The following is a 16,488-nucleotide window of genomic DNA, read 5'->3' as shown; positions in this document are numbered from 1 at the left end:
AAGCCCCAAAACAAGCTGCCGCACATGAAATCCACGTGCGGACAGCCTTCTTTCTATTCCTTGCTGGCGTTATTGCACTTGATGAGCATCCAAAATCCTAATGATGATAACCGACGCTTCTGCGCGGGTACTGAAAGCCTTCGGCTTCAGCGTACCGTCTTGGTAGCCGTTCAGTACACCCTTGGCGGTCAAAGCCACAAGCGGTCCTTGGGCCCAGGCGGAGACGTCGCCGCTGTCCTTATATTCCAGTCCACTGTTGGTAGGTGCCAAATGTGCGGTACGTGCAAGGATTACGGCCATTTGTTCCCGGGTAATGTTGTCATCCGGGCCGAAGGTTCCGTCCTCATAGCCATCCACGATTCCCAGCGTGGATGTGGTTGCAATGGCTCCCTTCGCCCAATGGCTGCCGGTATCGGCAAATCCGGCGCTTCCAGTTGCCGTCAGGTGGAAAGCTCTGACGATCATAGATAAGAACTCGGCTCTTGTTACGGCTGCTTCAGGTCGGGATGAACCGTCTTGGTAGCCGTCGATCACACCGGCCTTCACAAGGGCTTGGATGCCTGCCTCCGCCCAGTGTCCTTTAATATCAGTTAAGGCCGGAACCTCGACAGGTACGGACTTTTCTGCCGCCAATACCGCAAACTTGGTGAAGTGCGTCACACTGCCGGAAACGGTGCCTTTCTCCCGGTCGACCTTAATGTCGTCCAGTTTGAACCACTTGCCGATTTCTTCATTGTACCAGTACAGTGCCACCTCATGCTCATCATCCAACAAGCTAATGTTGAACGGAAGGGTAATAGTGACTGATTTCTGGAACGGTCCTGCCACATCCTTGGTAATCTCGTACACATCTCCGGCCAGCTTCAAATTCGGGTCGGTATTCAGCTTTGAGGGATCGCTCAGCTTTTTGACGACCACGATAATGTCTTTGCCACTTGCTCCGGCCGGCAAATCAATGATCACCCCATTTTGTTCGACCTTACCGCCCTTTTGGTCGTCTACTTTAAAAAATTCGTCCGGTGTGGGGGTCGAGGTAGAACCGTTCTGGGACGGTGCAGGCTTTGGCTCAAACGTCAGAACGCCGAATCTCGAGGTATTCTGATAGGTTTGGCCTGTCGGGTCGTTCCAAGTAAAGACGCTGTCCCGGCTTCCACTGTCCTGAGCATTGTTGACTTGGAAGTCAAATCCGATCATGGTTCCGGCTTTAGGAATGATCGTATCCAGCGCGATAGCCGCTTCTATGACGTAACCTCCGTCAATTAATTTGGTGGCTGATGTATAGTTATTTTGTTTTGCATGGCCGCCGACAGTCTTTACGTTCTTGAAGTTGATCCGGTATTGGCCGTCGTCATCCTGGTAGTTCTCCGTTTTTCCGTTGTTCTGGTCAACGAAAATTTCCACCGAATCCTGCTCCCATGCATTGGCGTTGCCATCGTTCAATACGCTGTCCTTCACAACGGCATAGACATAAAGGTTATGCTCATCCCACATCGAACGGAATTGAGCTTTAGCGACTGCGTTGTTATGTTGCTCTGCCATTACATCGGTCGTATAAACCGGTGCGGTTGCCCATATACTGTCCATTTCGCCGTCGATAGAGGGGGTTGCGTAAAGAGTGCTTGCCGCTTTGGTAGCATCGATATAAGTCAAGACCCCGTAACCAAGGCTGTCGTTGTCCTGGACGTTCCGAGGATCGCTCCAGGAAACGATGACACCGTTGCTGCCATGCTCCGTACCGTCATTAATCCCCATGTCGATCACTCTTACGTCAAACTTTACTTGCTTGCCTAAGTTACCTGCCAACGGGATAGATGCTTGCAGCACATAACCGTCGGTTCCTTCCGTAATTTGAGCATCATTTCGTGCGAATGTATATTGCTTGATTCCATTGTCATCCACGAAGAGATCGATTTTATCCGTTGCGGTTTTGGTAATGTCTTTGACCGCTACCCGGGCATATAGATTATGTTCATCCCACAAGGTTTTCACTTGAGCCTGCAGCGTACCTGACTGTTGGGTCTTGATTGTCGGAATCGTATTCCAAACCGAATCCGAAGCATTTGCGGGTGTGCCTTGAGCCGTAAGTGCTGTTTGTAGAGTTATGGGAAGATGGGAAGGCGTCAGCGTCTTTACTGCCTCAATCATTCCCCAATAAGCATATTTGGCTTGATACTGCACGTCGAACGGAAGAGGAGCATCTTTACGGATGATATTATTGATGTTGTCCAGCCAGGTATGATCGTCTGCAATCCCCCATAACGTAACATTGCTGATCCATCCGTCAGGATTATAAGCCGAAGTGTTATTGGCGGCATTTCTACCCTCATTATCCAGCCGAACCAGCTCTTGGAATAATTGCTTGTAACGGTAGCCTTGTTTCACAAGCATGGACTCATCATAGCTGGTGGAGTTGTCCGTATAAACTGAAACGTCAAGCTCCGTTATCTGATTGTCGAATCCGGCTTCACCGAATTTCTGGATAGATTCGGAAATTTGTTCGATAGAGGGACCGCCGATGCTAATATGCGTTTGATGGCCCACGCCGTCAATTGGAATTTCCTCGTCTCTCAGCTGCGTTGCCAAATTAAACAAGAAATCGCGTTTGACCGGATCTTGCGTCCCATAATCGTTGATATAAAGCTTTGCGTTCGGGAACTCTTGCCGAGCAACTTTGAAGGCCGTACGGATGAAGTCAAGGCCGGTCAGATTATACCACTCGCTCTTCCGCATGCCGTCCGGCTGTCCCGGATCGATGACTTCGTTTACAACGTCAATGTCATTGATCGGTACTTTCATGTCAGTGAAGTGACGCGCAACGGTTTGGATATAAGTCGTGAGACGGTCCAGCACCAGCTGTTTATTCTCCGGTGTTGCTGCAAGCGGCTGGCCCTGGGCGTCCTTAAACATCCATTCCGCAGCCTGTGAATGCCAAGCAAGAGTATGCAACCGGAAATTCATATTGTGATCCTTGGCATACTGTGCAGTCTTGTCTGCTTCCGTCCAGTTCCATTGCCCTTCTGTCGGTTCCAGAGAGCCTGGCTTTGTAGCGTTCTCGGCGACGATAGAGCTGTAGTGATAATCCAGAAGTGTGTGAACATCGGAAGTAAGCTGGTCGCCAGTCACCGCAGCACCGATCTTGAAGTTGTCCGCATAGACGTCCCTCAAATGATCAATATCCGTTTGAATCGGCAGTGGTCCGGCTACTTGGCCCACATTGGACAAATCGAAATCATCCGTATAGAAGGATCTTGCATCGCTATACTGGTCGGCTACTTCCACGTATGCATTCAAAACAGTCGGAGTGCTTGTTAATGTGAACGTGCCGGTCAACTGTACCCATTGATCAGATGTCACCGTCACGTTAGATGAAACATTGGCATAAGAACTGTCACCGCTTTGTACAGAGAGCCGTAATACAGTGGGGGACTGCCCAGAAGCCATTTTGACCCATGCGGACAAATTGTATTTGTTGCCCACAGACATATCCCCCAGGACGTTAAGCAAAGGTCCGTCATATCGCTCTGTTACCATGGTCAGCAAGCTCGTGGAGCCGCCGATGGTGTGATTGTCAATCGACGATATGCCGATATTGCCGGATCCGTTCCTACGTACCCATTCCCCCTGCCCGTCTTCAAAAGTAGATTGGATCCCCGGTTGATCAATCGGCGTGACGTCCGTTAGCGACACTTCATCGATATAGAGATCCTCCGTTGTGGTGGAATTATTCGACTCAACCCATATTTTGAACCCCGTGGTATCGCTCGGGAGCTGGTATCCCTTCAATTCAAAGGTGGTCCATTCTGTGGAATTAACCGATTTATCCCCTACCAGCCAAGGATATTGGTTAGTCAGCGAGGCGGCGGCGACATTAGAAGCGATATGAAAGGTGTCGTTTCCTGCTCCGAGTTTAAGCTTCAGCGATAAATCGTACGTATGGCCAGGTTTCGTCAACGAAGTCAAATCCAAGAACGGGCTGCTGTTACTTGCAGCACGGTCCGTCATCGCCAAGGACTTGGATCCTTCGGAATATGTTGCCGACGTTATGGCAACGCTTCCGTCCCCCATCCAAGGCACCTTTACCCAGCCGCCTGTTTGGCCATCTTCAAAGCTTTGGGACAAAACCACCAGTCCGCTGTTTGCTGCCTTCAAAGGCACTAGCAGCTGGGGGGCGATCATCCCTACAAGCAGCACGATAGCCATCAATAAATTAATTTTCTTTCTCACAAACATCCTCCTCTTTCTTGTAATCGCTTACAATACTATTTCAATTTCATTTTACAACTTAGGTAATTGGCTTCACATACTCAAAATAAAGAATAATCCCCCCTCAATTATGCCCGATTACACGCCAGAATGCCTTTTTAGGCTGAAATTCCCCATCGAACAGAAACGGCCAATTCTTTCGGCCACTCGTGCAAGTTCGGTACCTTGTTATTCATGGATTGGCAAGCCTCCTCATCATATCCTGTTTAAATAGGCCTTCTATGTTATATGATATAGAATCTGAATACACTTACCATTCACAGATTAAAGGTCTCTCCCCCCTATTCTTAAAAAGCATTAAAAATTGGATGCGATGTTTCCAGTCGCACTCATAGCAAATAGACGTGTATCTCTTAGAAAAGAAATACACGTCCTTCGTAGAAGCGGCCCAGACTATAGGATTCACTCTTGTTCTTTTAGGCTTTGCTTAATTGTCTATACACGGCGGGCTTGTCGGACACACGTTTTTCAAACTCTTTGAGGAAATGATGATAGTTAGCGTATCCGATCTGCTCCGCGATCACGCGAATCGTTTCATTCGATTCACACAGCATTCGCTTCGCCTCATGAATGCGCAGGTCGTGAATATACTCAATCATGCCTATGCCGCACCTCTTCATGAACGCTTGGCCTAAGTAAACCGGGTTCATAAAGAACCGTTCTCCGATATCTTTAATCGTTAACGTTTCTCGATAATGTTCTTGAATATAACGCTCAATAACCCGAAGGGGATGGCCCGAGAATTTGTCTTTATGCTGCTTCAACTGGCTCAAATACTGCTGCATATATACCTGCAGGGATTCCTCCACTTCTTTTAAGGAACGATGCTCCCTTCTCAAAAAATCGCGAACACGAGGCAGTGCCTCTGAATCGATGCCCATCTCCCGCATGACGGCAGCGCTCTTCAGAACAATGCGGATGACCAACAAATGGACGACTTCCCGAGCCGTTTTGTTAGCAGACAGCATCACAAACATTTGTTTAATCAGCTCCCCAACCCGTTTCTCCTGAAGCGCCTCGATCGCAATGTGAATGTCGTCTACGATAGAAACCGCATTGAGATCATAGCTAATTTGCCTGTGATGAATCGTTTCGTAATCGAGTGGACCACCTGATACATGAAAGAAATGATGCACTGACGCCTCTAGAGCACCTGCATACGAATCTGCAATATGACAGAGGGAGTCCACCCGTGGTCCTATCGAAAGACAGCATTCGATACCCCGCTGACGAAGATCTTCATATACATGTTGAGCCCACTCCTTGATATCAGGGACAGACGGCATGACAAGCCCTTCCTGATTCCCAAACAAATCGATAGGATGAGCTTTTTGCGAAAGAAAGTAACGCGCATCCAGTTCCTGTTCTGGGCCACCAAGCCATTCGAAATGGATATACCTCCAGCCCTGATCTCCTACTACCAAAGGATCCAGAATCTCACCTACGTTCTCTTCCGTTGCCGAAATTTCTCCCCGAAGTATCTGAGCAAGCAAAGTAGGTACAAGACGATAAGCAACAAGGTCATTTCGTTCCTTTTGCTGTTCTCGGTGCTGCAGCTCCTGAATAACAAGTTGAATGATAGCATCCCATTCCCTATCTAAAGCTGGCTTAAGCAAATAATGCTTAACCCCGTACCTCAGGGCAGATCGAGCGTATTCGAAATCGTTGTACCCGCTTAAAATAATGAATACCGGATCACTGCCAGCCTTTTGCACCCTTTCAATCAATTCTAATCCGTCAATCACCGGCATCCGAATATCTGTTACCACGAGATCGGGTTTGCAGGCTTCAATACAGGCTAATGCTTCTTCGCCGTTCTCGCACATTCCCACAATTTCAAAGCCAAGCTCTTCCCACTCAATCATGAGCCTTATCCCTTCCAAGGCAAAAGGCTCGTCATCAGCAAAAATAACTTTATACATGTCCACAAGCCTCCTCCTGGTTCTTGATGAGACTCAAAGGGATTTGAATCGTAACGCTTGTCTTTTCGAAGGGGATACTTTCAATATGGAAGAGAGAACGTTCTGCGTAAAACAGATTTAAGCGGCGGTACACATTGCGAAGTCCGATGTTCTTGCCGTTGTCTTCTCCCTTAAATAGACTCTGAACAATCTCATCCAGCTTCGCACTGTTCATACCGATTCCGTTATCTTCGACCTTCATGAGCAAGTTCATTCCTGCTCGTTCTACAGATATTCGAATCCTGCGATTCCCTTTAACCGATTGAAGACCATGCTTGCAAGAGTTCTCTACGAGCGATTGAATACTCATCTTTGGGATCCGATACGCTAGAACAGATTCGTCAACGGACAATTCATAGTGAAACCGATCCTGGAATCGGAATTTCTCGATCTGGAGGTACATTTCGGTAAAACTTAACTCTTCTTCTACGGTGACCAAGTCCTCTTTCCAGCTTAGCAGCCTTCTCAGAATTTGGGACAAGTTTTGTATGATTTCCGTCACATGCTCATAGCGATATTTCTTACAGACTACGAGAATCGCGTTTAACGTATTGAACAGGAAATGAGGATCTACCTGACTTTGCAAATATTTCAGCTCTGCCTGCACGCGTTCGAGCTCCAAATCTTTTTTTTGAATTTCGAGTTTGTACACGTCATTGATTAAATTGCGTATTTTCCCTGTCATCAGATTAAAGCTGCGAAGAAGATTACCGATCTCATCTTTCCCTTCATACATTGTGATGGGTTCAAACCTCTCGTTTTTCACCAATTGCATATGTTTGGAGAGCTTTCTTACCCGAAAATTAAAGGAATGCATAATGATATAAATCAATATCGTCGGAATAACCGTACTGATGAGTGTCAGCCATATAAAAAAGTGGATAACCCCTTTCCTCTCCTCCGCGATTCGACTTCCCTCCGGAATCCCGACCAGCCGCCAGTTAAGCACGTAACTGGCGGTACCGAGAGGACTGACGAAGCTATTCCCAGGTAAGCCTGCCAGCTGATTATCGCCAGATACAGGCAGGATCTGCAACAGAGGGTCAACACCTTTAAACGTACCTGCTGATTCCAGAACAAGCTGATTTTCCTCACCCACGAGCTTGATTTGCAAGTAATTGTGTTCTTTATCAAACAGCTCCAGCAGCTTATCCATCCGAATATCGATGCGCAGATATTTGGAGAATTCCATAAGGTCAGGGAAATTGTCCAGCTTCCGACTGATGCTGACATATACTAATTTCTCCTCGGGATTCATGGGATTCGTATCCAAATAAGAGGTCACTGTCACCTTATCTTTCTTATCTCTCTTTTCGTTCATCTTCTGGTACCATTTACTCTGCAGATCACTAGGCTTAAGCATAAAGTAACTTCCACCATTGGATAGCGTTGGGTTAGAGGTATACACGCCAATCCAAGATATGTATGGGTAAATATTCGGATACTGACCCAATCTATCTCGGAGGTAACGATCGTATTCTTCGTAATAGGCGACATTATCAGAGTACGTATATTCAAGCATTTCATTAAAGACACGGTCAGCGGCTACGGCGTTGCCAATCACGACACCTTCGTTCACCATTTGCATGATTTCATTTCCGACCCGATCCAGGGAAATTCGTAAGTTGTCCATCTCTCTACGTTCCGTGTTTTTGCTATCCTGCATGTAAAATAAACCGTTTATACACAAAATGGGAAGCAGCACACACATCAAGTAAATGATCAGAAACTTGAATTTCAGCGGAATATCATTAACTATACGTAACAGCTTCCATCTCCGGCTCATATGCGATCTCCTTGTCAGTTGTTGGTCAGCCCTTTTTGTAGGCAGAGGGTAACAGGCCGGTAAGTGCCTTGAACTTGGTTACGAACTGTTCGGAATCCGAGTAGCCGACACGATCGGCGACATCGGATATTTTCAGTTCTTCACGACGAAGTAATTTTTTGGCCTCGTCAATTCGTACGACATGTAAATATTCATTGAAGGTGAGGCCAACTTGTTTCTTGAACCTCTGACCAAAGTAGGCCGGATTCAGCTGAAAATGCTCTGCAACATACTGAAGCTGCAGCTTTTCCCTATAGTGCGATTTGACATAGTCTCCCGCTGCGGATACGACTTCATCTTGCCCTATGCCTTTCTTCTGGCCAATCCACTCTGCAGCTTGCAGGAATTCCCGCATGACCTTGCGTTCCAAGAGGCCAAGATCCGTTGGCACGTATGAAGCAAACCAATCCTGGGCCCACACATGCTCACCTCCGTATTGGGTAACAACCTTAAGAATTTCAAGCTTAATGTTGCCTAAATAAGCGCTCACCCAAGATCCGGAGACGGACTGCCTCGAAAGAGCGATGAATAAGTGGTGCACGTGGGCTCGCACCGTTTCTGGACACCCACTCCCGACCGCATCTAGGATGGATTCCGTCATTCCAACAAAGGCAGGCAGCGTCTCCGCTGACCGCTCCCCTTGATAGATGTAAATCCCTTCAGTTCCAGAAGGGAACTTGCACATTTCGGCCAAAAGTCCCTCGCGGAATGCTTCTTTTAACGCATGCGGTCCCTTGTGTTCGCCGCTTACTGAAAACGAGAACGCACTGCCCCAGTTATTTCGGACAGTGGCAATTAATTCTGTAATCATTGCGAGAGAAAGATCCCGCTCCTCTGGTCCCGAGACCAGCAAGAATCCATGTCGTTCTTTGCCTACGCCAAATGGAAGCAAAGTCGCTTGAGGAAGCTTGTTCTTATCCGCAATAACCTGTATCAGGTCCGACTGGACATGAGCCTGAACGTCAGGTTCAAGTAAGATGCAGCGGAAGCTGGAACATTCATGAAGATCCAACAAGGTGTTCGCCTGCTCAATCCATTTCTGCCTGATTTCTCCCTGCAATAACCTTGAAATCGTTTCCAATCGTAAGCGATCCAAGGCAGCACTTTCGTACTGGCTGTGAGCTTCACGCTCCTTGATCGTATTCGCGACCGCTTCCACTGCAGCTACAAGCTCCGCTTCAATCACAGGCTTCATCATATAATTAGCCACACCATGTCGCATAGCTCTTTTGGCATATTCGAAATCTGCGTATCCACTCAAAATAATAAATTTCACCCCTGGGTGTAGGTAGGAAGCTTGTTCAATCAATCCCAACCCATCTATGACAGGCATTCGAACATCCGTCAGCACCAAATGAGGCAGGGTCGACGCCATCATGGCTAATGCGTCTTCGCCATCCAACGCTTCCCCGCACACTTCAAAGCCTAGCTTATTCCAATCAATCATTGACCGCAGTCCCTCTAGCATGTAGGGCTCGTCATCAGCAAACATAACCCTTAACATGGGAAACACCTCATTTCAGGGAGTAATATGGCTATTATAAAGGAAAGGATCGACTTAAATAAAGCAAAAACCGTCCCAGCTCCGAGCTGAAACGGGAAATGATTATCATCATGGTTTATTACTTCTTACTCTTTGACGCTTCCAAGATTCATGCCTACAACAAAATACCTTTGCAGGAAAGGATACACGAATAGAATCGGAACCGCCGCCACAATCGTGATCGCCGCACGTATGGAAGAAGGCGTAACCATGGCCTTCGTTTGATTTGTGTTTGCCCCAGACATCAGACCGGGATCGTTGTTGGTGTTCACCGTTGATCCAAGCAGCTTCATCATTTCGTACTGAAGTGTACTCAGCTTCAATTCAGACGAAGCATACAAGAACGTATCGAACCAGGAATTCCAAGATCCAACCGCAATAAACAAGGAAATGGTCGCTAGTACGGGCGTACACAATGGGAAGATAATCCTCAAAAATATGGTGAAATCACCGGCTCCGTCCATTTTCGCAGACTCAACCAAGCCTGATGGAAGCGTTCGAATATACGTCCGAATGACAATGAGATTAAACGCATTCACCATTCCTGGGAGCACATACACCCAGAAGTTATTCAAAAGTCCCAGGCTTTTGATCAGAAAGTAGTTAGGAATTAATCCCGCATTAAAATACATCGTCAACACAAAAATTAAACCGATTATTTTGCGGAAAATATATTGGGGCTGCGCCAGTGTGTAGGCAAGCATGGTTGTAAGAACCACACCTAATACGGTAGTTGTGATGGTACGAGCCACAGATATCCATGCCGCATGGTAAATCGTACCGGAAAGGAAAATTGCCTTATAATTTTGCAGCGACCATGTACGTGGCCATAAGTAGATGCCTCCACGAAGCGCATCATTGCCCTCATTGAATGAAATCGTTAAAGTGTGAAGGAAAGGATAAAGCGTCACTATAGAAAGAACGAGCATGAAGATGCCGTTAATCGTATGGAACAGAATCGGCTCTATCCGAATTCTGCACGCAGTCATTGTTCCCATCGTCATCTCTCCTTTATATCAACCGCTCTTCACCAAGGCGCTTGGCGGTAGAATTTGCAATTAGAATAAGGATTATGCTTACAACTGTTTTGAAAATACCTGCCGCAGTTGCCATCGAATAGTTGCCTAGAGCAATCCCGTACTTTAGAACGAAAATATCAATCGTTTGCGACCAGTCGACGATCAACCCGTTGCCGAGCAGGTATTGAATCTCAAAGCCTGCATCTAGGATGTGCCCAACGTTCATGATTAATAGAATAATAAAAGTCGACTTGATCCCGGGCAGTGTGACATACAGGATCTTCTGGTAACGGTTTGCACCGTCGATTCCGGCAGACTCATACAGTGACGGATCAATCGAGGTGATAGCTGCAAGGTAAATGATGGTATTCCATCCCACCTCTTTCCATACATTAGACAAGCCCACAATCCCCCAAAAATACTTACCTTCACTAAGCCACATCACAGGTTCCTTAATGAGGTGCAGCTTCATCAACAACTGATTAATGATACCATCGTCGATTGATAGCGAAGTCGCTACAATACCCGCAGCAATGATCCACGACAGAAAATGAGGCAGATAAGAAATCGTTTGGATGGACCGTTTCCAGAAGCGAACTTTAATTTCATTCAGTAAAAGAGCTAAAATAATGGCTGTTGCAAAGCTAAGAACCAAATTGATCATACTCATGGCAAGCGTGTTGCGAAGCACTGTCAAGAACGTATCATCTTGAAAGAGAAATTTAAAATGCTTCAACCCCACCCACTGCTGTTTGGAAAATTTCAAAGCCGGACGATAATTCTGGAACGCCATCAACCAGCCCCAAATCGGTACATAATTGAAAATCAGAATATAAATTACGATGGGAAACGACATCAGAATCAACTGTTTCTGGTTTTTTATCGTCTTCCAACTTAAACCGACGCCGATTTCCGGATCAATTTTTTGCTTTTTCTTTGATTTGTTGGACAGTATGGTCTCGGCCATCGACATTTCCTCCTAGGAAGTAAAGCGGAGAAGACCAGAGTCTCCCCCACTCCACGACATGTTCTATCTCCTTATTTACTGCTCCAATTCTTAATACGCCAGTTAATTTGTTCATTGATACGATCTTCGTAGGCTTTGAAATTGCTTTTGGAAATCTGATCCACATATTCCTTCCATACACCTTCAAAGTCATCCGGTTTGGCCATAATAGCTTTCGGCAAATATTTTATGGCAAGGTCGGTCAGCTTCGTATTGGCCACTTTGGCTGGTGAACCATCCACCAGATCAATGCTCCACGCTGGGTAGTATACGGGATTTTCCACAGGTGATTTGAAGAACTCTGCCCATGTCTTATGGTTGTATGCCTTCAGCACTTCCTGATCCAGCGGCTTCAAGCTGTCGAAGAATTCCTGTGGCTGTGATCCCGGATCTGTTGCATTTCCGTCACTATACGACCCTTGCATCTTAGGCAGGCCACCCAAGAACGCTTCCGCTTTATTCGCTAGCTTCCATGTATTATCGTCTGCTTTCGCGCGCTGTTCAGGCGTACGGTAGAACTTACCATCCTTCACCTCATAATCCTCGCCTTGAATACCCCATTGGAGTGTCTTCTGCCAATCTTCGGTCATTAGTGAGTCAAGGAATTTGATGATTTGAACCGGATCCTTGGCTTTCGTCGAAATCCCGAATCCGCGGTTGATGTTCAAAACTGGACGGTCACGGTAGTGCTCTTTGGCCCCTGGATATAAGAGCGGGAACCCTACGTATGTGCTGCCGAATTTACCTTGTGATATCAAAGATCTTTCTCCATCGCCAAAGTTCCAGTGTTGGTCGAACATCCCAATGACGCGGCCACTGGCAATTTTAGCTAAGTACTGATCGTAGTTCTGTACCAGAGCTTCCCTATCCATCAAGCCTTGCGCATTGATCTCATTCAGCTTCTTGTAATAGGTCTTGGCAATATCCTTGTCCGCAAAAATTTGCGCTTTCCCGTTTTCGACGATAACACCACCGTCATTTGGGTAACCAGCTAAATGCTCTGGCGGATTAAGCAGCGGGAAGTTTCTCCAGTCAAAGCTCAACGTCTCGAACCCGATCATATCTGGATGTTTCGCTTTGTATCTCGCAATGATATCGAAATAATCGTCCAACGTTTTAGGAGTTGGATAACCCATTTCCTTCAGGACATCCTTTTGCAGGTAAAAGCCTGGACCTTCATACCCAGTATCGTTAACTTGACCACTGAACACACCGTAAGCCGGCAGAACATAAAGGTGACCGCTTGCAGGATCCTTGGCCTGATTCAACACGGAGGCATAGTGCTTCTTCAGATTCGGTGCGTGCTTGTCAATCAGGTCCTCGAGGGGAATAAAAGCACCGGCCGCAATAGTTTTATCATCCCCGGTCATAATATCCGCATAATCACCGCCGGCAATCATAACGCCCAGCTTCTGCTGCAGGTCACCGACCAGAAACTCCATTTTTAGGCTAACGCCAGTTTTATCTTTAATCATCTTGTAGATCTTGTTGTCAGGAGTCGGCTGTTGACCAGGGCCACCAATGAACACAGATAATGTAACTGGCTTGATCGCTTCGTTTTTCGTTGCTGCCGGACTTGTCTGACTACCGTTAGGTGAAACGGAGCTATTCGCAGCATCACCATCCTTCGAGTCGCTGCAGGCTGATAGTGTCAGTCCCAGCGCCAGAACAGGTACCAATACAGCTAAAGCCCGTCGTTTTGCTTGTTTAACCATTTTTCTAATCCTCCCTTATTGTCTCCATGAAGATGCATGATCGTATAGGTCAATCATTTATTTGCTTACACTATTTATTATACGTTTTAAGAATGCGCTTACAATTCACAAAATAAAGGTCTTACCCCTACGAATTACAGTCATGTAATCTAATGATCGACTAAATAGGGCGTTTTTCGTTTAGCTTAACGAGCGACCCTACTACGGATAATATAATTAACTACTCTTTATTTCCATTATTCGTCGCCATTCTTCCCCCATAAATTTGTATCATAAACCGAGTTTAAGATTTAAACAAGGCATTGAACACCAAGATTAATGTAATCTTTCTTAGAAAAATGAAACTAGTTACATTTTGCAGTGTGAAAAAAAACAGCTTGTCTCAGCAAGAGACAAGCTGTTTGATCACTTTAATTATTAACGATTACTCGAGTAGTTGTTGTTTTGCCGCTTGGAGAAATCGCAGTCATTGTGAAGCTTCCACCAGTGATTCCTGGACCGTAGGTGACATTAACTCTATTGTTTAAACCCTCTGAGCTTGTAGAGAGACTAACCGTTAAACCTTGCGATACATCGTTAATTGTATAGATAACAGGAGCAATTTCTTTATAAGCAGCAATGTTGGCATTATTAAATTCGTTGCCATACTGATCTTTTAAAGTAACATCCCCCATCACCTGCCATGCAAGGGCACCGTCAGCGCCTTGTGTTTTGACCGTAATTCCATCAGTATCATAAATGGTTGATCTAATGAAAGTTTTACTAGCACTGCTTGCAATGGATTGAATAGCAATAGGATCGCTTTTCACATTAATTGCGGTTGTAACAAAATTCGATTCACCTTTAGCATTTGTATAAACAGCGGTAATGTTAGCCTTTCCTGCTTTATTTCCTAAAACATATGCTTTGCCAGCTACAACATTCACACGAGCTATACTATATGTGTCTAACACAACGGAAGTAATTGTATTTGTAATTTTCACTTCTGTGCCAGATTCATCCTTGGCTGAGAGTGAAAGCTCTGCAGTCATTTTATTTGAGGAGTCGACTGGCTGTGCTGCAGCAATATTTTTTGTAATTCCATCATCTAACGTACTGAACAAATCCCTTGCTCCGTTTAGACTATAGGTAAGTTTTACATTAGCAGGATCGATTACAGTGAATTTCTTCGTAATTGAACCAACGGAATCGTCAATAATATTTCCAACTACGCCACCTGTGAAATCTCTTTTACGAAGATTGAACTTAACTGATAGTGTAGAATTTTTAGCGGAAGAAGTCGGAGTAAATTTGAACTCCTTATCACTGAATTGCCCAATTGTGAGCACTTGAGAACCAGGAGCAAGTGTCAGATCCCCTGAGTACGTTCCAGCATAATCAGCAGAAGGAGTTACCGTAGCATACACGTCATAAGTGACGGATCGTCCATTTTCTACCAATTCAATCATGCTCCCTGCTTGATTCGATGCAAATCCGGCAATTGCATTTCCGTACTGATCGATCAATTGAAGTTTTCCGTTAACCGTCGCAGTGTCAACAGCTTTACCAGCAACATCAGTTGCAACTTTTAAACCAACAGGATACCGAGCAGCCACGAGTGGAATATTGATTTGCGATTGACTATTTACACCAATGCCGAACAAGCCTACAAATACGTTCGCACTACCTTTTCCTTCTACTTTTTTCACATACAATTTCCCTTTATTTGGCCCTTCTGTTACGATGAGTCCCTTACTATCAAGCATAATTGCAGGCACATCCGCAGAAGGACCCGTAATTAAGTTGCCAGTAACTGAAATGGTAAACTTGCCGTCTTTCGCGTTTTGAGCAATTTCATCTGCGGTTAATTTGTTACCCTCTGCATCATACGCTGTAATTTCAATGTACTTGTTACTATCACCGCTTGCCCAAGTGTCGTTTGGCTGATTTAACTCCACTTTATTGACCACTGCTGTTGACTTTACAGCTACTTTGGCAGTTGTCGTTGATCCGCCTCCAAATACAGATACCGTATACTCACCGCTCGTTTCTAATTTGGAAGCTACCTTTATAACAACATCATCTAAACCATCACCATTGTCATCCGTGATCTGCGCATTCAATTTTTGTTCATAGGGTGTAAGTGATATCATAGGAGTGATTAAAGCATCTGAATCTTTGGTTATAACAGCACCATACTGATCGTATTGCGTTAAGGAAATAACCGCTGTTTCACCCGTTAAGGTCAATGCTGTTTTTCCACTTTTGTAGGTGACAGCACCTAACTCAACTTTAGTTAAGATCGGGCGATCGCCTACTTTAAAGTTCTTTGTTGCTGTCATATGTTGGTCATTATCATAAATGTTAACAGAAATTTGACTATTATTAGATATTAATCCAGTATCCGTCGTATTTAGTTGGACATATAATTTACCATCATCTGTTTTTAGTAAAGTCGGTACGTTCGTCGTAGTTGCAAAAACCGTGTAGTTCCCGGTAGAAAAAGTCGCCGTTTCGCCAAATTGATTTGTAGGTTTTACTTCAACTCGGACCCCCCCCCATTGGAACCATCTGATTAGCAATTCACGGAATTTGGGATCGTCTGGATTACCGCCTCCAAAGCCTCTAATATCCGTTGTCCACCAAGGTATTCCTGCCATGCCCATATGAAGGCAGGCAACGATTTGTTTTCTGTAATCTTCAAAAGAAGAATGAATATCTCCTGACCACACTAATGCACCAAATCTTTGGCTGCCTGCCCAAGCACAGCGAACCAAGTTTACGATTTTGTCCTGTCCTTCCGCCTGCATGCCGTCATAAAAGGTTCTGGAATAGCGCTGCGGATATATATTTCCGATTTGAACATTAGGTCCCATAGTGTAGCGCTAATTATCAAAGTCATACACATCGTATTCAGGTTCTGCTTCATCCAGCCGAAGATCTTGATGCCATAATCATAATAATTCTTCTTGCATTTTGACCATACATATTGCCTTCGGATTTGTAGCCCCGCCAGAAATTGAAAACGTTTACTAATTCCATTATGCTGTCGGATTTAGCTCCGGTCTTTAGACCTCTTCGGAAATTGTTGTGCTTCTTCAAATACAAATAGGGGCTTTCCAAGAGATAGCCCCGTTAAAGAACTTGTTTTTACACCTTTTAGAAATGCCGCGGGTT

Annotated in this window: 8 protein-coding genes; all 8 read right to left on the bottom strand. The window is 45.4% G+C overall.

Translation table 11 applies throughout. The annotated features are described in order from the left end of the window. Positions 1–69 precede the first annotated feature (69 nt). The gene (locus QFZ78_RS32795) at positions 70–4,224 is read right to left on the bottom strand and encodes an endo-1,4-beta-xylanase (RefSeq protein ID WP_307553518.1); all 4,155 of its coding nucleotides are present in this window, start codon (positions 4,222–4,224) and stop codon (positions 70–72) included. 455 nt (positions 4,225–4,679) lie between these two features. After that, the gene (locus QFZ78_RS32790) at positions 4,680–6,185 is read right to left on the bottom strand and encodes a response regulator transcription factor (protein ID WP_307553517.1); all 1,506 of its coding nucleotides are present in this window, start codon (positions 6,183–6,185) and stop codon (positions 4,680–4,682) included. Further along, complete coding sequence (locus tag QFZ78_RS32785) at positions 6,178–8,010, bottom strand: sensor histidine kinase (RefSeq protein ID WP_307553516.1); 1,833 nt, start codon at positions 8,008–8,010, stop codon at positions 6,178–6,180. Before QFZ78_RS32785 ends, QFZ78_RS32790 begins: the two co-directional genes overlap by 8 nt. Before the next feature lie 25 nt (positions 8,011–8,035). After that, positions 8,036–9,553 carry a response regulator transcription factor gene (locus QFZ78_RS32780; RefSeq protein ID WP_307553515.1) on the bottom strand — a complete coding sequence of 506 codons (1,518 nt, stop codon included), beginning with the start codon at positions 9,551–9,553 and terminating at the stop codon, positions 8,036–8,038. Between the two features lie 125 nt (positions 9,554–9,678). After that, on the bottom strand, positions 9,679–10,590 hold the full coding sequence (locus tag QFZ78_RS32775) for a carbohydrate ABC transporter permease (protein ID WP_307553514.1): 912 nt from the start codon (positions 10,588–10,590) through the stop codon (positions 9,679–9,681). 13 nt (positions 10,591–10,603) lie between these two features. Continuing rightward, the gene (locus tag QFZ78_RS32770) at positions 10,604–11,578 is read right to left on the bottom strand and encodes an ABC transporter permease (protein ID WP_307553513.1); all 975 of its coding nucleotides are present in this window, start codon (positions 11,576–11,578) and stop codon (positions 10,604–10,606) included. 71 nt (positions 11,579–11,649) lie between these two features. Beyond that, positions 11,650–13,332, bottom strand: a complete 1,683-nt coding sequence (locus QFZ78_RS32765) for a type 2 periplasmic-binding domain-containing protein (RefSeq protein ID WP_307553512.1) — start codon at positions 13,330–13,332, stop codon at positions 11,650–11,652. Positions 13,333–13,742: 410 nt separating this feature from the next. Next, positions 13,743–16,187 carry a TIM-barrel domain-containing protein gene (locus QFZ78_RS32760; protein WP_307553511.1) on the bottom strand — a complete coding sequence of 815 codons (2,445 nt, stop codon included), beginning with the start codon at positions 16,185–16,187 and terminating at the stop codon, positions 13,743–13,745. Positions 16,188–16,488: the final 301 nt, after the last annotated feature.

The sequence above is a fragment of the Paenibacillus sp. V4I5 genome (assembly GCF_030817255.1).
In the GTDB taxonomy this organism is placed as follows: domain Bacteria; phylum Bacillota; class Bacilli; order Paenibacillales; family NBRC-103111; genus Paenibacillus_E.
The sequence above is the reverse complement of the archived record's forward strand: the minus strand, read 5'-3'. Positions and strand labels throughout refer to the sequence as shown.